We start from the raw sequence: 18,408 nt of genomic DNA, 5'->3' as shown, positions 1-18,408 counted from the left end.
GAGTCTGTATGGAATTCAGCAATCCTTTCGATAATCCGCAGGGACAGTTCGCCATTTTGCAAAACGACCAGGGGCAGTACAGCCTGTGGCCGCAGCAGTGCGAACTGCCGGCAGGGTGGCGCGTGGTGTGCGAAGCACAGTCTCAGGAGGCCTGCCAGCACTGGCTTGCCGGGCACTGGCAAACGCTTGAGCCGTCTCACTTTGCGGGGGAGAACGTATGAACCGTCTTCCTCTCGTCGCCGCCCAGCCGGGAATCTGGATGGCGGAACAGCTGTCCACGCTGCCAAACGCCTGGAGCGTGGCGCACTACACCGAGCTGAAAGGCGATATCGATGCGCCACTGCTGGCTAAAGCCATTGCGGAAGGCATGATGCAGGCCGATACCCTGCGCATGCGTTTTGCAGAAGAAAACGGCGAGGTGTGGCAGTGGGTGGATGAGACCTTCAGTCTGCCGGAACCGTCCGTTGTTCGCGTTGATTCTCACGCCGCCGCCGTGGCGCTGATGGAATCCGATCTTGACCAGAATCTGCGCGTCGACAGCGGTCAGCCGCTGGCGTTTCACCAGCTGATTCAGGTGGGTGAAAACCACTGGTACTGGTATCAGCGCTATCATCATCTTGTGGTGGATGGCTTCAGCTTCCCGGCCATTACCCGCCAGATCGCCGCAATTTATGCCGCGTGGAAAAAGGGCGACCCCACGCCTGAATCCCCGTTTACGCCATTTGAAGAGGTGGTGGAGGAGTACCAGCGCTATCGCGACAGCGAGGCGTACCGGCGCGACGGCGCCTTCTGGGCCGAGCAGCGCAAACAGCTGCCGTCTCCGGTCTCGCTCTCCTCCGCGCCGTTGCCGGGCCGCGCCGCGACAACGGATATCCTGCGCCTGAAAATCGCCGCCGACGGTCGTGCTTTTAGCCAGCTTGCGCAGGCGGCAGAAAAGGTACAGCGCACCGACCTGGCGCTTGCGCTGGTGGCGCTATGGCTTGGGCGCCTCACCGGACGTCGGGACTACGCCGCCGGGTTTATCTTTATGCGAAGGATGGGGTCCGCAGCCCTGACCGCGACCGGACCGGTGCTTAACGTCCTGCCGCTGGCTGTCAATATCGATCCGCAGGAGAGTCTGCCCTCGCTGGCGCTGCGCCTGGCGAACCAGATGAAAAAAATGCGCCGCCACCAGCGCTACGACGCCGAGCAGATCGTGCGCGACAGTGGGAAAGCGGCGGGCGATGAAGCGCTGTTCGGCCCGGTACTGAACGTTAAAGTGTTCGACTACCAGCTGGATATCGACGGCGTGGAGGCCATCACCCACACGCTGGCGACCGGCCCGGTGAACGATCTGGAGCTGGCGCTATTCCCGGACGAGCAGGGCGGGTTGAGCATTGAGATCCTCGCCAATAAGCAGCGCTACGACGATGCGACGCTGACGCGTCACGTCGCGCGCCTGAACGCGATGCTGAGGCAGTTTGCGGTCAACCCGGACCTGTGCTGCGGCGAGGTGGAAACCGTTTCTGAACAGGAATATGCCCAACTGGCGCGCATCAACGATACCGGGCTGGCGCTGCCGTCCACCACGCTCGCGGATTTGGTGGCGGAACAGGCGAGCAAAACGCCGGACGCCCCGGCGCTGGCGGATGCGCACGTTGAACTCAGCTATCGTCAGATGCGCCAGCAGGTCGTCGCGCTGGCAAACCTGCTGCGCGCGCGCGGCGTGAAGCCGGGCGACAGCGTAGCGGTGGCCCTGCCGCGCTCGGTGTTCCTGACGTTAGCATTGCACGGCATTGTGGAGGCGGGCGCCGCGTGGCTGCCGCTTGACACCGGCTACCCGGACGATCGCCTGCGGATGATGCTCGAGGACGCGAAGCCGTCCCTGCTCATTACCACTGACGAACAGCTTCCGCGCTTTAGCGATCTGCCGATTACGGCGTTTAGTTACAACACACTGTTACCGGCAGCGGATGCTGAACCGCTGCGGCTGGCGAAGCCGGAGCAGACGGCGTACATCATCTTTACCTCCGGTTCGACCGGGCGTCCAAAAGGGGTCATGGTCGGCCATACCGCCATCGTTAACCGCCTGAAGTGGATGCAGGACCATTATCCGCTCGATGCGAACGACGTGGTGGCGCAGAAAACGCCGTGCAGCTTTGACGTGTCGGTGTGGGAGTTCTGGTGGCCGTTTATCGCCGGGGCGAAGCTGGTGATGGCCGAGCCGGACGCGCACCGCGATCCGCAGGCGATGCAAAGCTTCTTCACGCACTACGGCGTGACCACTACCCACTTTGTGCCGTCGATGCTGGCGGCGTTTGTTGCCTCGCTGACGCCGGAAAACGTCGACTGCTGCAAAACCCTTAAGCAGGTGTTCTGCAGCGGCGAAGCGCTGCCAACTGAGCTATGCCGCGAGTGGGAACAGCTGACGCACGTGCCGCTGCATAACCTCTACGGCCCGACGGAAGCGGCGGTAGACGTCAGCTGGTATCCGGCGTTTGGGCCCGAGCTGGCGGCGGTGGAAGGCAACAGCGTGCCGATCGGCTTCCCGGTGTGGAACACGGGGCTGCGCATTCTGGACGCGATGATGCGCCCGGTGCCGTTCGGCGTTGCGGGGGATCTCTACCTCACCGGCATTCAGCTGGCGCAGGGATATCTTGGTCGTCCGGATCTCACCGCCAGCCGCTTTATTGCCGACCCGTTTGCGCCGGGCGAGCGGATGTACCGCACAGGTGACGTTGCCCGCTGGCTGGACAACGGGGCGGTTGAGTATCTGGGCCGCAGCGACGACCAGCTCAAAATCCGCGGCCAGCGCATCGAGCTGGGTGAAATCGATCGGGCGATGCTGTCGCTGCCGGACGTGGCCCAGGCCGTGGCGCACGCCTGCGTATTCAACCAGGCGGCGGCCACGGGTGGCGATGCGCGCCAGCTGGTGGGGTACGTGGTTTCTGAATCCGGCTTACCGCTGGACCGCGATGCGCTGCTCGAATCGCTCAAGGCACAGCTGCCGCCGCATATGGTACCGGTGGTGCTGCTGCAAATCAGCGCGCTGCCGCTGAGCGCCAACGGCAAGCTGGATCGCAAGGCGCTGCCGCTGCCGGAGCTGACGAGTAAAACCTCCGGGCGTGCGCCGGAAAGCGAATCCGAAATCGCCGTCGCGCAGGCCTTTGCCGCGCTGCTGGGCTGCGAGGTGAACGACATTGAGGCCGACTTCTTTGCCCTCGGCGGCCACTCGCTGCTGGCCATGCGTCTGGCGGCGCAGCTTAGCCGCACGTTCGCCCGTAAGGTGACGCCGGGGCAGATTATGGTCGCCTCCACGGTGAGCAAGCTCAGCGCGCTGCTGGACTCGCAGATGAGCGATGAACAGGCGCAGCGGCTGGGGTATGAAACACTTCTTCCGCTAAGAGAAGGCGACGGTCCGACGCTGTTCTGCTTCCATCCGGCGTCCGGCTTCGCCTGGCAGTTTAGCGTGCTGGCGCGCTACCTCAGCCCGCGCTGGTCAATCGTCGGCATTCAGTCACCGCGCCCGGACGGGCCGATGCAGCATCGTGCGGATCTGGATGGGGTGATTGAGCATCACCTGGTTACGTTGCGAAAGCAGCAGCCGCGGGGGCCGTATTACCTGTTCGGTTATTCCCTCGGCGGCACGCTGGCCCAGGGGATTGCGGCCCGCCTGCACGAGCAGGGTGAAGAGGTTTCGTTCCTCGGCCTGCTGGATACCTGGCCGCCGGAAACCCTGAACTGGGCGGAGAAAGAGGCCAACGGCCTCGATCCGGAGGTGCTGGCGGAGATCGAGCGCGAGCGTGAGGCGTTTATCGCCGCCCAGCAGGGGCAGGGCTCCAGCGAGCTGTTTAACGCGATTGAAGGCAACTACGCCGACGCGGTGCGGCTGCTCACCACGGCGCACAGCGCGCGCTTTAACGGCAAAGCGACGCTGTTTGTCGCCGAGCGCACGCGAGCGATGGATCCGCAGGTCGCCTGGGCCCCGTGGGTGGCGGAACTTGAGGTGTACAGCCAGGATTGCGCCCACGTGGATATCATTTCACCGCAGGCGTTTGAGAAGATAGGGCCGGTGTTGAAGGAGGTATTGGGGGAGTGAAACTGCCCGGTGGCGCTGCGCTTACCGGGCCTACGGGAGCAGTGTGTAGGCCGGGTAAGGCAAAGCCGCCACCCGGCAATTACCGCCGACCAAGCGGCACCACCAGCGGCGTACCCGCCACCGGATCCTCAATAATCATGCAGCGCATGCCGTAGATCCGCTCGATCAGCTCCGGCGTCACAATCTCTTTCGGCGCACCCTGCGCCACAATCTCCCCGTCTCGCAAGGCAATCAGGTGCGTGGCGTAGCGGCACGCCTGGTTTAAATCGTGCAGCACCGCCGCCAGGGTGTACCCCTGCGTGCGGTTCAGCTCGCTCAGCAGCTCGAGCAGATCAATCTGATGGCTGATGTCCAGCCACGTTGTCGGCTCGTCCAGCAGCATAATGGAGGTCTCCTGCGCCAGCACCATTGCGATCCACGCGCGCTGACGCTGCCCTCCGGAAAGGGTATCCACGCTCTGCTGGGCCAGATCGGTAATCCCGGTTGCCCTCATCGCGCGGCTAACCGCCACGTCATCTTCCTTGCGCCAGCGGGTAAACAGCGGCTGGTGCGGGTAGCGTCCGCGCGAGACCAGCTCCTGCACCGTGATGTCTCCCGGCGTGGTGGCGTTTTGCGCCAGTAGCCCAATGCGCCTGGCCACCTCTTTGCTGGCGAAGCGCTGGATCTGCTCCCCGTCGAGGAACACGCTGCCTTCAGCAGGCGTCATCAGGCGGCTCAGGGTGCGCAGCAGGGTCGATTTACCGCAGCCGTTCGGGCCGATGATTGCCGTAAAATGGCCGTCCGGAATGGCGACGGATAAGTCACGGGCAATGATTTTTTTGCCGTAGCCGAGAGTGAGATTTTCGCCGCGCAAGCGGGTGGTTGAATCTGTCATTTCTTGCGTGACTCCTGAACGAGCAACACGATGAGGTAAATCCCGCCGAGGCTGACGGTCACCACGCCCACCGGAAGTTGATAAGGCATAAACAGCCGCTGGGCGCAGAGATCGGCGGCCAGCAGTAAAAGCGCGCCGCACAGCGCCGCCTGGGTTAAGCCCCAGCGCGCCGTCCCGCTAAGGCACCGCGCGATGTGCGGTGCCACGAGGGCGATAAATGAGATCGGCCCCGCGATGGCGGTGGAGGCGGCGGTCAGCAGTACGGCGACCAGCATCAGCATCAGGCGCGAGCGTTCAACGCCCACGCCCAGCGCGCAGGCGCTGTCGTCGCCCATCTCCAGCAGGCGCATACGGCGTACCAGCAGCAGCGCGCCGATAAACATCAGCACAATCAGCGGTGCCGCGGGCCAGGTTTTGCCCCACGTCAGGCCGTTGAGCGAACCGGCGTACCACAGCCCGGCGGAGAGCGCGGTTTCCAGCGAGGCCTGCAGTAAAAGCCAGGTGTTAAAGGCCATCAGCATGGCGCGTATGCCGATCCCGATGACGATCAGGCGGAAGGTGTCGATACCGTTGCGCCAGGCCAGCGCCCAGATCAGCAAAGACGTCAGAATGCCGCCCGCCATTGCCGTAAAGGTGATGGCCGTCAGGTGCTGGCCGAACAGCACCATCGCCACCAGCACGCCGCTCCAGGCCCCGGTGTTGAGGCCCATCACGTCCGGGCTACCGAGCGGGTTACGCATCAGCGACTGGAATATCGCACCGCTCACGCCGAGCGCTGCGCCGACCAGAATCGCCATCGCCACGCGCGGCAGTCGCCATTCGGTGACAACCATGGTGATATTGCGCGGTGCGCTGCCGAGCAGGGCGTTAACCACCTGAGAAAAATCGAGCGTTACCGCGCCGCTGCGCAGGCTCCAGACCGCCAGCATCGCTATGGCGATAGCCAGCAGGGAGACGCTGGTGACTAAACGCCGGGACGGAGCCATCATGCGCCACCTCCGCGTTTACGGCGTACGAGGAAAATCAGCACCGGCGCGCCGATAAAGGCGCTGACCACCGAGACGCGCAGCTCGCCTGGCACCAGCAGGCGGCCCAGCACGTCGGCAAACAGCAGCAGGGCAGGGGTTGCCAGCAGCGTCACCGGCAGCGACCAGCGGTGATCTGCCCCCACCAGCCAGCGCGCCATGTGCGGCATCATCAGGCCAATAAAGGCAATAGGGCCGACCACGGCGGTCGCGCTGCCGCACAGTACTGTGATGGCGAACAGACCAATCAGCTGCGTGCGCGCTACCCGGTTGCCGAGGGCGGTGGCGGTGTCGCTGCCGAGGCTCAGGCTGTTGAGCGACCGGCTTAAAAACAGCGCCACGGCAGCGGCAATAATCACCGGGATCGCCACCACTTTCAGGGTTTCAAGAGTGCGGATATCCAGCGAACCGGCCTGCCAGAAGCGCAGCCGATCGTAAACGTCCGGGTTGAGCAGGGCGATGCCGTTGGATAAGCCTTCCAGCACCGCCGCGAGCGCCACGCCCGCCAGCGTCAGGCGCACCGGGCTCAGCTGTCCGCCGCCCTGGCTGCCGGTAAACGCGACCACCAGCGAGGCGGCCAGCGCGCCGCAAAAGGCCATCACCAGCTGTTCGGAAGGAGAGGTCAACCCGAACAGCGCCGCGCCGAGCACGATGGCAAAGCTGGCGCCAGAGTTCACGCCGAGAATACCGGGGTCCGCCAGCGGGTTACGGGTGAGGGTTTGCATCAGCGCACCGGCAAGGCCGAGCGCGCCACCCGCCAGCAGTCCGGCAAGCGTGCGGGGCAGTCGGGCGTCGAGCACAATGACGCAGTCAGCGCTCTGGCAGGTGCCGGAGAGCGCATCAACGATAACGGACGCGGGCAGCGGCTTCGCGCCGACCAGCAGGCTGAGTGCAACTGCAAGGCTCAGGAGCAGCAGTAAAACCGGCACGGCAATGGCGCGCACCGCAGAAGAGGAAAACGGCATAGCAACATCCATGATTTGATAATGATAGTGATTATCGTTATCTATCTTATTTGGCTATGTTAGCATGTGCGCCCATGGAATGGGTAGAATTACACTCAAGGCTTTGTCATGAATCAAAAATCCTGGCTGCTCAACCTCAGCCTGCTTAAAACGCACCCGGCATATCGCGCCGTCTTTATCGCTCGCTTTATCTCTATTTTGTCCCTCGGGCTGCTCGGCGTGGCCGTGCCGGTACAGATCCAGGCCATGACCCACTCCAGCTGGCTGGTGGGGTTATCCGTCACCTTAACCGGCGGGGCGATGTTTATCGGCCTGATGGTCGGCGGCGTGCTGGCGGACCGCTACGAGCGCAAGAAGCTGATCCTGCTGGCGCGCGGCACCTGCGGCGTGGGCTTTATCGGGCTGTGCCTGAACGCCATGCTGCCTGAGCCGTCGCTGATGGCCATTTATGCCCTCGGGCTGTGGGACGGTTTTTTTGCCTCGTTGGGCGTGACGGCGCTGCTGGCGGCGACGCCCGCGCTGGTCGGGCGCGAGAACCTGATGCAGGCGGGGGCGATAACCATGCTCACCGTGCGTCTGGGCTCGGTGGTTTCGCCGATGGTGGGCGGCCTGCTGCTGGCGACCGGCAACGTGGCGTGGAACTACGGGCTGGCGGCGGCGGGGACCTTTATCACCACGCTGACCCTGCTGCGCCTGCCGCTGCTGCCGCCTCCGCCGCAGACGCGCGAGCATCCGCTGAAATCGCTGATGTCCGCTATTCGTTTCCTGTTCAGCAACCCGCTGATTGGCGGGATTGCGCTGCTCGGCGGCCTGCTGACGATGGCGAGCGCCGTGCGCGTGCTGTATCCGGCATTAGCGGGAGAGTGGCAAATGAGCGCCTCGGAAATTGGCCTGCTGTACGCCGCCATTCCGCTCGGCGCGGCCTGCGGGGCGCTGACCAGCGGCAACCTGGCGCAGAGCGCGCGTCCGGGGTTGATTATGCTGCTTGCCACGCTGGCGTCGTTTGTCGCTATCGGCTTCTTTAGCCTGATGCCGGTCTGGGCGCTGGGCGTGTTGTGCTTGGTGATTTTCGGCTGGCTGAGCGCCATCAGCTCGCTCTTGCAGTACACCCTGATCCAGACCCAGACGCCGGAAGGGATGCTCGGGCGCATCAACGGCCTGTGGACCGCGCAGAACGTCACGGGCGATGCGATTGGCGCGGCGATCCTCGGCGGGCTGGGGGCGATAATGACCCCGGCGGCGTCGGCGAGCAGCAGCGGGTTTGTGTTAGCGATTGTGGGCGGGATTTTGTTAGTGGCGTTGGTGGAATTGCGCCGGTTCAGGCAGGAGGTTGTGTTGAACGACGGTGCGGCCTGATGCCCTCACCCCGACCCTCTCCCACAGGGAGAGGGAGGGAAAATGCCTACTTAAACAACGCATTCAATCTGTCTAATACCAACATCGCGCTGTAATAATCCAGGCGGAACGTCTCGGTTCCCAATGCCCACACGCGCTTGTTTTTCACCGACGGCAGGTGCGCCAGCAGCGGGTTGGCGTAAATCGCATCCACGTCTTTCTGGTCGCCGGCAAACACAAACAACCCTTCACCGTTCAGTCCCGTCGCCAGGTTTTCACCGCCTAGCTGGATGATGTCGTGGCGCTTGCCCTGGCTTGTTGAGGTCTGCAACCCGGCTGGCAGATCCGCCAGCGTAAAGCCCAGCTGGTGCAGCAGCTTGCCCTGCGCCGATTCCGCGGTCCACAGGTTGGCGGAATGCGCGGCGGCGGTGTAGACGATGGCGTTCACCGGCTGCGGCGGCAGCTTCATCTGCTGTTTCACCTGCGCGAGCTGTTTATCAAACGCGGCAATGCGCTCTGCGGCCTGTTTTTCCTGTCCGGTTATAGTGCCCAGCTGGGTCAGCAGCTCCTGCCAGCTCTTGTCGTCGTAGTTGATGATAAGCGTTGGAGCGAGGGCGGAGAGTTGATCGTACAGCGCCAGCGCGGAATCCCCGCCGGTTGCACCGATTAAAATCAGATCAGGCATTTGCGCGGCGACCGCTTCGGCGCTCGGCTCACCGATGTACAGTCGCGCAACCTTGCGCTGTTTCGCAATTTCACCCCACTGACGTAAAAAGCCCTGCGCATCCGCCACGCGGTTGTTCGGCGTGGTCGCGCCGCTGGCGACCACCGGCGCGTCAATCGCCAGCAGGGAGCCGGTTAAGGTCACGCTGGTGGAGACAATGCGCGTCGGTTTGCTCTCAAGCGTGTGAACGCCGCGGCTGTCGGTCACCTGACGCGGCCAGTCGGCGGCCGCGGCTGAGGCAAGTCCTAAAACAAAAAGTCCAGATAAAAGCAGGGTATTACGGAATACGAAAGGGAATCTCACAGCGCGACATCCTGTTTTTGTTGAAGATAATGCTTCTCATTTTCATGGTTGCGGCACCGGGATGCAAGCTTTTGTCGCACAAGTTATTTGCCCGACGGTTGACAGCGAAGCGATGTGGGATTAGGTTAGCCGACGAAAATATAAATGATAATCATTATTGCTTCTTTTATCATTTTGAGGAGGATGATATGGACACGTCCCTGGCTGAGGAAGTTCAGCACGCCGCAACCACGCTTGAATCAGACCGCTTTTTCTTTATGTCGCCTTACCGCAGTTTTACTACCTCAGGCTGCTTTGCCCGCTTCTCTGAACCCGCCGTTGGCGGCGACGATCCGGCCGGGCATTTCCAGCAAAAATTAGCCCAGGCTTTCCGGAATGCGAAAGCCAACGGTATCGCTCATCCGGTGATGGTAGGGGCTATCCCGTTCGATACCCGCAAGCCATCCTCTCTGTTTATTCCCCAACGCTGGCAGACCTTTTCCCGTCCGGCACGTCAGCAGTCTGCACGCTATTTTTCCGGCTCGCAGGCGCTGAAGGTGGAACAACGCACCGAGATCCCGCCGCAGCCCGTTTTCGAAGAGATGGTCGCTCGCGCCGCGTCGCTCACCGCCACACCGCAGGTGAACAAGGTGGTGCTGTCGCGCCTGATTGATATCGCGACCGACAAACACATGGACAGCGGTGCGCTGATGGAGCGCCTGATTGCCCAGAATCCGGCGAGCTTCAACTTCCACGTGCCGCTGGAAGACGGTGGCGTGCTGCTGGGCGCCAGCCCTGAACTGCTGCTGCGCAAAGAGGGCTCGCACTTTAGCTCGCTGCCGCTGGCTGGCTCGGCGCGCCGTCAGCCGGACGACGTATTAGATCGCGAAGCGGGCAATAAGCTGCTGGCCTCCGAAAAGGACCGTCACGAGCACGACCTGGTGACCCAGGCGATGAAGGCTATTCTGGCACCGCGCAGCCATCATCTCACCATGCCTGATTCTCCTCAGCTGATCACCACGCCGACGCTGTGGCATCTGGCGACGCCGGTTGAAGGTGACGCGCGTGAAAACGAAAACGCCCTGACCCTGGCCTGCCTTCTGCACCCGACCCCGGCGCTGAGCGGTTTCCCGCATCAGGCGGCAAAAGAACTGATCGCCGAGCTGGAGCCGTTCGACCGCGAGCTGTTCGGCGGCATCGTCGGCTGGTGCGACAGCGAAGGCAACGGCGAGTGGGTGGTAACCATCCGCTGCGCGCGTCTGCATAAAAATACCGTTCGTCTGTTTGCCGGTGCGGGCATTGTTCCCGCCTCCTCGCCGGTGGGCGAGTGGCGCGAGACGGGCGTGAAGCTCTCCACCATGCTCAACGTTTTTGGTTTGCACTAAGGAAGACTCATGACCATCCCTTTTACCCGCTGGCCTGAGGAATTCGCCCGCCGCTACCGCGAAAAAGGCTACTGGCAGGATCTGCCGTTGACCCACATCCTGACGGATCGCGCGGACAGCGATGCCGTGGCGATAATCGACGGCGAGCGGCGCATCACCTACCGGGCGTTTAATCAGGCGGTGAACAACCTGGCCTCAGCCCTTCAGGCGCGCGGGCTGCATCGCGGCGAGACCGCGCTGGTGCAGCTTGGCAACGTGGCCGAGTTCTACATCACCTTCTTCGCGCTGCTGCAAATCGGCGTTGCGCCGGTCAACGCGCTCTTTAGCCATCAGCGCAGCGAGCTGAACGCCTACGCGGCGCAGATCAAACCCGCCGTGCTGATTGCCGACCGTGACCATGCGCTGTTTGCGGGCGATGATTTTCTTAATACCTTTGTGGATGCGCATCGCTCGGTGCACGTCGTGCTCCTGCGCGGCGATAGGGGTGAACATGCCCTGGAAGAGGCGATTGCGCGTCCGGCGGACAACTTCATCCCGAACCCGACGCCCGCCGACGAAGTGGCCTTCTTCCAGCTCTCCGGCGGCAGTACCGGCACGCCGAAGCTGATCCCGCGCACGCATAACGACTACGACTACAGCATCCGCCGCAGCAACGAGATCTGCGGCATTACCGGCGAAACCCGTTACCTGAACGCGCTCCCCGCCGCGCATAACTACGCCATGAGTTCGCCGGGATCGCTGGGCGTCTTCACCGCGGGCGGCAGCGTGGTGCTGGCGAACGATCCGAGCGCTACGCTCTGCTTCCCGCTGATTGAACGGCATCAGATTAACGTCACCTCGCTGGTTCCGCCGGCGGTGAGCCTCTGGCTGCAGGCGATTGCCGACGGCGCGGGCAACGCGCAGCTCAACTCCCTGAAGCTGTTGCAGGTGGGCGGCGCACGCCTCTCCGCCACGCTCGCGGCGCGCATTCCGCTTGAAATCGGCTGCCAGCTTCAGCAGGTGTTCGGCATGGCGGAAGGGCTGGTGAACTACACCGCGCTCGACGACGCGCCGGAGCGCATCATCAACACCCAGGGCCGCCCGATGTGCCCGGACGACGAAGTGTGGGTGGCGGACGAGCACGGCAACCCGCTGCCGCGCGGGGAGGTCGGACGCCTGATGACGCGCGGGCCGTATACCTTCCGCGGCTATTTCAACAGCCCAGAACACAACGCCAGCGCCTTCGACGCCGACGGCTTTTACTGCTCCGGGGATCTGATCGCCATTGACGAGCAGGGCTACATCACCGTGCAGGGACGCGAGAAGGATCAGATCAACCGCGGCGGCGAGAAGATCGCTGCCGAAGAGATCGAGAACCTGCTGCTGCGCCATGAGGCGGTGATCCACGCCGCGCTGGTGAGCATGGAGGACAGCCTGCTGGGCGAAAAAAGCTGCGCGTATCTGGTGGTGAAACAGCCCCTGCGCGCGGTTGAGGTGCGCCGCTTCCTGCGCGAGCAGGGCGTCGCCGAATTCAAGCTGCCGGACCGCGTGGAGAGCGTGGATGCGCTCCCGCTGACGCCGGTCGGCAAAGTCGATAAGAAACAGTTGCGCCTGTGGCTTGCTGAACGCGCCCGGGGCTGAGGAACAGAGTATGGCCATTCCAAAATTAACCGCTTACGCGCTGCCGACCGCCGCAGAGCTGCCGACCAGCAAGGTGAACTGGGCGTTTGAGCCCGAGCGCGCGGCGCTGCTGATCCACGATATGCAGGAGTATTTCCTGAACTTCTGGGGCGAAAACAGCTCGATGATGCAGCAGGTGGTGGCGAACATCGCCAGACTGCGCGCCTGGTGCAAAGAACACAATATCCCGGTGTACTACACCGCGCAGCCAAAAGAGCAGAGCGACGACGATCGGGCCCTGCTGAACGACATGTGGGGGCCGGGCCTGACCCGTTCGCCGGAGCAGCAGCGCATCGTCGCCGAGCTGGCGCCGGACGAAGCGGACACGGTGCTGGTGAAGTGGCGCTACAGCGCGTTCCACCGTTCGCCACTGGAGCAGATGCTGAAAGAGACGGGCCGCAACCAGCTGCTGATTACCGGCGTGTACGCCCACATCGGCTGCATGACCACCGCCACCGATGCCTTTATGCGCGACATCAAGCCGTTCTTTATTGCCGACGCGCTGGCGGATTTCACCCGTGACGAGCACCTGATGTCGTTGAACTATGTGGCCGGACGCTCGGGTCGCGTGGTGATGACCGACGAACTGCTGCCGTCCGTTCCGGCGACCAAATCCGCGCTGCGCGAGCTGATCATGCCGCTGCTGGACGAGTCCGACGAGCCGATGGATGACGAAAACCTGATTGACTACGGACTGGATTCGGTACGCATGATGGCGCTGGCCGCCCGCTGGCGCAAAGTGCATGGCGATATCGACTTCGTGATGCTGGCGAAAAATCCCACTCTCGACGCCTGGTGGGCGCTGCTTTCCCGCGAGGTGAAGTAATGGCGGGATTCGATTTTACCGGCAAAACGGTCTGGGTAACGGGCGCGGGGAAGGGGATTGGCTTCGCGACGGCTCTGGCGTTTGCCGAAGCCGGTGCGCAGGTGACCGGATTCGATCTGGCGTTTCCGCAGGATGATTACCCGTTCGCCACCGAAACGCTGGACGTGGCGGATGCCGCACAGGTGCATGAGGTCTGCGGGCGCGTGCTGGCGTCGCTCGAACGCCTGGACGTGCTGGTCAACGCGGCGGGCATTCTGCGCATGGGGGCGACGGACCAGCTCTCGCAGAAGGACTGGCAGGACACCTTCGCGGTCAACGTCGGCGGCGCGTTCAACCTGTTCCAGCTTACCATGGGCCAGTTCCGCCACCAGCAGGGCGGGGCGGTTGTTACCGTGGCGTCCGACGCGGCGCACGCGCCGCGCATCGGCATGAGCGCCTACGGCGCGTCGAAAGCGGCGCTGAAAAGCCTGACCCTGACCGTCGGGCTGGAGCTGGCGGGCAGCGGCGTGCGCTGCAACCTGGTGTCGCCGGGCTCAACGGATACCGACATGCAGCGCACCCTGTGGAAAAGCGACGACGCGGAGCAGCAGCGTATTCGCGGCTTTGGCGAGCATTTCAAGCTCGGCATTCCGCTGGGCAAAATTGCCCGTCCTCAGGAGATCGCCAGCACGGTGCTGTTCCTTGCCTCCGATGCCGCCAGCCACATCACCCTCCAGGATATCGTGGTGGACGGCGGCTCCACGCTGGGGGCGTAAATGATCTGGAAACGTCATATACCGCTCGAGGAGCTGAACGCCACCAGCCTGAACACCCTGGTGGCGCATCTCGGCATTGTCTATACCCGTATCGGCGACGACACGCTGGAAGCGGAGATGCCGGTGGATGCGCGCACCCATCAGCCGTTTGGCCTGCTCCACGGTGGGGCATCGGCGGCGCTGGCGGAAACGCTCGGCTCAATGGCCGGATTTCTGATGACCCGCGACGGGCAGAGCGTGGTGGGAACGGAGCTGAACGCCACGCACCATCGGGCGGTCTCTCACGGTAAGGTGCGCGGGGTGTGCCAGCCGCTGCATCTGGGCCGCTCCACCCAGAGCTGGGAGATTGTTGTCTTCGACGAGCAGGGGCGGCGGTGCTGTACCTGCCGGTTGAGTACGATGGTGCTGGGCTAGCCCAGGCAGATCAAAGTGATCGGCTTAACACTGTGGTGTAAATCTCTGGTTTGACCACGCATTATTGCGTTTCAAAGTTGTTAAATTTTTGCGGTTGTTCTAGAAACAAAATGTAACATCTCACTGTTTCACAACAACGGACAACAACTATGAACAACTCAGGGAAATACCTTACATGGGCAGGGCTCTCCGTTGTGGGAGCCTTTGCCCTGGGCTACATCGCCCTCAACCGGGGGGAGCAGATCAACGCGCTCTGGATCGTCGTTGCCTCGGTCTGCGTTTACCTGATCGCCTATCGTTTTTATGGTCGCTATATCGCTAAAAATGTTCTGGCGGTCGATAGCACCCGCATGACCCCGGCCGTCCGCCATAACGACGGTCTGGACTACGTGCCGACCGACAAGAAAGTGCTGTTCGGTCACCATTTTGCGGCGATTGCCGGGGCAGGCCCGCTGGTGGGACCGGTGCTGGCGGCGCAAATGGGCTACCTGCCGGGAATGATCTGGATCCTCGCCGGGGTGGTGCTGGCGGGGGCGGTACAGGACTTTATGGTGCTGTTCGTCTCGACCCGCCGCGACGGGCGTTCGCTGGGTGAGCTGGTGAAAGAGGAGATGGGGGCAACCGCCGGGGTGATTGCGCTGGTGGCGACCTTTATGATCATGGTGATCATCCTCGCGGTGCTGGCGATGATCGTGGTGAAAGCGCTGACCCACAGCCCGTGGGGGACTTATACCGTTGCCTTTACCATTCCGCTGGCGCTGTTCATGGGGATCTATATTCGCTACCTGCGTCCGGGCCGCATTGGTGAAGTGTCGGTAATTGGTCTGGTGTTCCTCGTGTTCGCCATTATCTCCGGCGGCTGGGTGGCGGAAAGCCCGACCTGGGCGCCGTTCTTCGACTTTACCGGCGTACAGCTGACCTGGATGCTGGTGGGCTACGGCTTTGTGGCGGCGGTGCTGCCGGTGTGGCTCCTGCTGGCCCCGCGTGACTATCTCTCTACGTTCCTGAAAATCGGCACCATCATCGGGCTGGCGATCGGTATTCTGATTATGCGCCCAACGCTGACCATGCCGGCGTTAACCAAATTTATCGACGGTACCGGCCCGGTCTGGACCGGCAATCTCTTCCCGTTCCTGTTTATTACCATTGCCTGCGGCGCGGTGTCGGGCTTCCACGCGCTGATCGCCTCCGGGACGACGCCGAAGATGCTGGCGAATGAAAATCAGGCCTGCCTGATCGGCTACGGCGGCATGCTGATGGAGTCCTTCGTGGCTATCATGGCGCTGGTCTCCGCCTGCATTATCGATCCGGGCGTCTACTTCGCGATGAACAGCCCGATGGCGGTCCTGGCTCCGGCCGGTACCGTTGACGTGGTGGCATCTGCCGCGCAGGTGGTGAGCGGCTGGGGCTTTGCGATTACGCCTGAAACGTTGACGAGCATCGCCAGCGAAGTGGGCGAGCAGTCGATTATATCCCGCGCGGGCGGGGCGCCGACGCTGGCGGTCGGCATGGCGTATATTCTTCACGGCGCGCTGGGCGGGCTGATGGACGTGTCGTTCTGGTATCACTTCGCCATTCTGTTTGAAGCGTTGTTTATCCTGACTGCGGTGGATGCGGGAACCCGAGCGGCGCGCTTTATGCTGCAGGATCTGCTGGGCGTCATCTCCCCGAACCTGAAGCGTACCGACTCGCTCCCGGCTAACCTGCTGGCGACGGCGCTGTGCGTGCTGGCGTGGGGCTACTTCCTGCACCAGGGCGTGGTCGATCCGCTGGGCGGGATTAACACCCTGTGGCCGCTGTTCGGTATCGCCAACCAGATGCTGGCGGGCATGGCGCTGATGCTCTGCGCCGTAGTCTTGTTCAAGATGAAACGCCAGCGTTACGCCTGGGTGGCGCTGGTTCCAACCGCATGGCTGCTGATCTGTACCCTGACGGCGGGCTGGCAGAAGGCCTTCAGTCCGGACAACAAGGTGGGCTTCCTGGCAATCGCCAACAAGTTCCAGGCGATGATCGACAGCGGTAAGATTCCGGCGCAGTACACCGAGTCGCAGCTGTCCCAGCTGGTGTTTAACAACCGTCTGGACGCCGGGCTGACCATCTTCTTTATGGTGGTGGTCGTGGTGCTGGCGTTGTATTCTCTCAAGACCGCGCTGGCGGCATTGAAAGTCGACACGCCAACGGCGAAAGAGACGCCGTATGAGCCAATGCCTGAAAACCTGGAAGAGATTGTGACCCAGGCGAAAGGGGCGCACTAACCTTTGTGCCGGGTGGCGGCTTCGCCTTACCCGGCCTACATTTCTTATCCTCCCTCTCCCTTTGGGAGAGGGCCGGGGTGAGGGAAACAAACGAGAAATGACCTATGTTCGACACCCTTTCCAAAGCAGGTAAGTACCTGGGCCAGGCCGCCAAAATGATGATTGGCGTGCCGGACTACGACAACTACGTCGAGCATATGCGCGTCAACCATCCGGACCAGACGCCCATGACCTATGAAGAATTTTTCCGTGACCGCCAGGATGCCCGCTACGGCGGCAAGGGCGGGGCGAAGTGCTGTTAACCCTCTTTCGGTAAATAGAGGCTGATCTGTTCCTGCTTGCAGCCGTAGATCGCTGCCAGCTTTTCACGGGTGCGCTTTTGCGGACGGGAGTCCAGCGCTTCCAGCTGGGACACGGCGGACTGGCTGGTGCCAAGTTTCTCTGCCACCTCCTGCTGGGATAACCCGCGCAGGATACGCCACGCGGCCTGCAGGCTGACGTTCTCGTTATGCATGATGTCGCACACTTCACCCGGTAAACCTACGTTATCGTAGATATCTGATTCGTAAGGGATGTCTTCCCAGTCGTTTTCATCATCGTCATCATACTCAAGCATGGCTAAACGCATGCGAAAATATTCACCGTAGGGAATGACAACATACTGTTTTTTTCCTTCTTCATCCTTGATGAACTGAATAGTCATATTCCGTATGCTCCTCATGAAGGTAGCTAGTGGTTGTCCGGCGTTTTACCGCTACTACGTAACAGGTATGTAAGCGCACCGTCCCCGACGTCTGGATAAACTGATTCATCCTGGTAACGATAATGTCCACTATTTTTTCGGATAATGGACACTGAACATGAATGAGCGGACGTGGATAAATGAAGCGCTGCAGCTTCGATTTGATAAAAAAGTTAAGCTGGAACAGATACGTAGGAAAGTCGATGTTCCCAGAACCACCCTGCACAGCCTTTTTGACCGCTTTACCCGTTCAGCTCTGAGTTGGCCCATCCCTGCTGACATATCTCCGGAGCAACTTGAACAGCTTCTCTACCCCGGGAAAAACCAGCAATATAAACAATCCCCTCCCGCTAATATGCCTGAAAAACGCCGGCGACCGAATTATGCTCCTGAGTTCAAACGTCATCTCGTCGAGCTGTCAATGCAACCCGATGCTAATGTCGCACGCCTGGCCCGGGAGCACGGTATTAATGACAACCTGCTGTTTAACTGGCGCCATCAGCATAAGCAGGAAAAACTGCGCTGCGCGGATAACCCATCAACAGAACTGGTGCCGGTGAGTATCATCTCTCCTTCCGTTGCACCGGCGTCCCTGTCAACGCCGTTACCCGACGATACACTCCGGTGCTCCGTGGAGTTACCCGGCGGCACGCTGAAACTACATGGCGCAGTCACACCGGCGTTGTTACGTGTGTTGCTCAGCGAGCTGAAAGGCGGTGCCCAGTGATAATGCCGCCAGCCAGCACCAGAATCTGGATCATCGCGGGTATTACGGATATGAGATGTGGGTTCAACGGCCTTGCCTCAAAGATCCAGAACACGCTGAAAGACGACCCGTTCTCCGGCCATATCTTCGTGTTCCGTGGCCGCAGTGGCAGGATGGTAAAAATCCTGTGGGCCGATCGCGACGGGCTATGTCTCTTCGCCAAACGCCTGGAGCGGGGCCGCTTCGTGTGGCCGGTCGCGCGGGAAGGTAAGGTTCACCTGACTCCCGCCCAACTGTCCATGCTGCTGGAGGGTATATCGTGGCAGCATCCAAAACGAACAGAACGACCTGGCATACGGATATAACGCGTGATAAAACAGGGA

Annotated in this window: 17 protein-coding genes and 1 pseudogene; 12 read left to right on the top strand and 6 right to left on the bottom strand. The window is 61.9% G+C overall.

The genetic code is table 11. From position 1 onward, the window contains the following. Positions 1–8 precede the first annotated feature (8 nt). Both RVY89_RS13120 and entF read left to right on the top strand, forming a co-directional pair. On the top strand, positions 9–221 hold the full coding sequence (locus RVY89_RS13120) for an MbtH family protein (RefSeq protein WP_484825553.1): 213 nt from the start codon (positions 9–11) through the stop codon (positions 219–221). Beyond that, complete coding sequence (entF, locus tag RVY89_RS13115) at positions 218–4,078, top strand: enterobactin non-ribosomal peptide synthetase EntF (RefSeq protein WP_484825552.1); 3,861 nt, start codon at positions 218–220, stop codon at positions 4,076–4,078. Before RVY89_RS13120 ends, entF begins: the two co-directional genes overlap by 4 nt. A 79-nt stretch (positions 4,079–4,157) precedes the next feature. On the opposite strand, the gene fepC is transcribed toward entF, so the two are convergent. The 3 genes from fepC to fepD are packed head-to-tail and all read right to left on the bottom strand — an operon-like array spanning position 4,158 to position 6,942. Then, complete coding sequence (gene fepC, locus RVY89_RS13110) at positions 4,158–4,952, bottom strand: iron-enterobactin ABC transporter ATP-binding protein (protein ID WP_484825551.1); 795 nt, start codon at positions 4,950–4,952, stop codon at positions 4,158–4,160. After that, complete coding sequence (gene fepG, locus RVY89_RS13105; RefSeq protein WP_484827936.1) at positions 4,949–5,938, bottom strand: iron-enterobactin ABC transporter permease; 990 nt, start codon at positions 5,936–5,938, stop codon at positions 4,949–4,951. Before fepG ends, fepC begins: the two co-directional genes overlap by 4 nt. Beyond that, a complete protein-coding gene (gene fepD / locus RVY89_RS13100) occupies positions 5,938–6,942 on the bottom strand; it encodes a Fe(3+)-siderophore ABC transporter permease (protein ID WP_484825550.1) in 1,005 nt (334 codons plus the stop codon). The genes fepG and fepD overlap by 1 nt, the downstream gene beginning before the upstream one ends. Before the next feature lie 108 nt (positions 6,943–7,050). On the opposite strand from fepD, the gene entS reads away from it, so the two are divergent. Next, on the top strand, positions 7,051–8,298 hold the full coding sequence (gene entS, locus RVY89_RS13095) for an enterobactin transporter EntS (protein WP_484825549.1): 1,248 nt from the start codon (positions 7,051–7,053) through the stop codon (positions 8,296–8,298). A gap of 46 nt (positions 8,299–8,344) precedes the next feature. Here entS and fepB read toward each other — a convergent pair whose 3' ends face one another. Next, entirely contained in the window at positions 8,345–9,304 is a 960-nt protein-coding gene (fepB, locus tag RVY89_RS13090; protein WP_484825548.1) for a Fe2+-enterobactin ABC transporter substrate-binding protein, read from the bottom strand. A gap of 188 nt (positions 9,305–9,492) precedes the next feature. Here fepB and entC point away from each other — a divergent pair, with 188 nt between their 5' ends. The 7 genes from entC (at position 9,493) to RVY89_RS13055 (ending at position 16,879) form a co-directional block, all read left to right on the top strand. Next, positions 9,493–10,668, top strand: a complete 1,176-nt coding sequence (gene entC, locus RVY89_RS13085; RefSeq protein WP_484825547.1) for an isochorismate synthase EntC — start codon at positions 9,493–9,495, stop codon at positions 10,666–10,668. Between the two features lie 9 nt (positions 10,669–10,677). Next, positions 10,678–12,288 carry a (2,3-dihydroxybenzoyl)adenylate synthase EntE gene (gene entE, locus RVY89_RS13080; RefSeq protein WP_484825546.1) on the top strand — a complete coding sequence of 537 codons (1,611 nt, stop codon included), beginning with the start codon at positions 10,678–10,680 and terminating at the stop codon, positions 12,286–12,288. 10 nt (positions 12,289–12,298) lie between these two features. Then, entirely contained in the window at positions 12,299–13,153 is an 855-nt protein-coding gene (locus tag RVY89_RS13075) for an isochorismatase (protein ID WP_484825545.1), read from the top strand. Then, a complete protein-coding gene (gene entA / locus RVY89_RS13070; RefSeq protein WP_484825544.1) occupies positions 13,153–13,908 on the top strand; it encodes a 2,3-dihydro-2,3-dihydroxybenzoate dehydrogenase EntA in 756 nt (251 codons plus the stop codon). Before RVY89_RS13075 ends, entA begins: the two co-directional genes overlap by 1 nt. Then, positions 13,909–14,322 carry a proofreading thioesterase EntH gene (gene entH, locus RVY89_RS13065; protein WP_484825543.1) on the top strand — a complete coding sequence of 138 codons (414 nt, stop codon included), beginning with the start codon at positions 13,909–13,911 and terminating at the stop codon, positions 14,320–14,322. Between the two features lie 149 nt (positions 14,323–14,471). Beyond that, on the top strand, positions 14,472–16,577 hold the full coding sequence (cstA, locus tag RVY89_RS13060; protein ID WP_371898931.1) for a pyruvate/proton symporter CstA: 2,106 nt from the start codon (positions 14,472–14,474) through the stop codon (positions 16,575–16,577). Positions 16,578–16,681: 104 nt separating this feature from the next. Further along, a complete protein-coding gene (locus RVY89_RS13055; RefSeq protein WP_006809671.1) occupies positions 16,682–16,879 on the top strand; it encodes a YbdD/YjiX family protein in 198 nt (65 codons plus the stop codon). Here the strand turns inward: RVY89_RS13055 and RVY89_RS13050 are convergent. Both RVY89_RS13050 and RVY89_RS13045 read right to left on the bottom strand, forming a co-directional pair. Further along, positions 16,876–17,280, bottom strand: coding sequence for a helix-turn-helix domain-containing protein (locus RVY89_RS13050; RefSeq protein WP_484825542.1), 405 nt, complete (start codon positions 17,278–17,280; stop codon positions 16,876–16,878). The two genes, RVY89_RS13055 and RVY89_RS13050, sit on opposite strands and share 4 nt — an antisense overlap. Further along, positions 17,255–17,350, bottom strand: a pseudogene (locus RVY89_RS13045) (type II toxin-antitoxin system RelE family toxin); the annotation flags it as partial. The pseudogene RVY89_RS13045 and the gene RVY89_RS13050, both read right to left, overlap by 26 nt. 87 nt (positions 17,351–17,437) lie before the next feature. On the opposite strand from RVY89_RS13045, the gene tnpA reads away from it, so the two are divergent. Together tnpA and tnpB are read left to right on the top strand one after the other, a co-directional pair. Further along, complete coding sequence (gene tnpA / locus RVY89_RS13040; RefSeq protein ID WP_484825541.1) at positions 17,438–18,046, top strand: IS66-like element accessory protein TnpA; 609 nt, start codon at positions 17,438–17,440, stop codon at positions 18,044–18,046. Then, positions 18,043–18,390: an IS66 family insertion sequence element accessory protein TnpB gene (gene tnpB / locus RVY89_RS13035; protein ID WP_484825540.1), complete on the top strand. Its 348-nt coding sequence runs from the start codon at positions 18,043–18,045 to the stop codon at positions 18,388–18,390. The genes tnpA and tnpB overlap by 4 nt, the downstream gene beginning before the upstream one ends. Positions 18,391–18,408 lie beyond the last annotated feature (18 nt).

The organism is Enterobacter sp. 3U4 (assembly GCF_057224565.1).
This window is presented reverse-complemented; position numbering and strand designations above follow the sequence as displayed.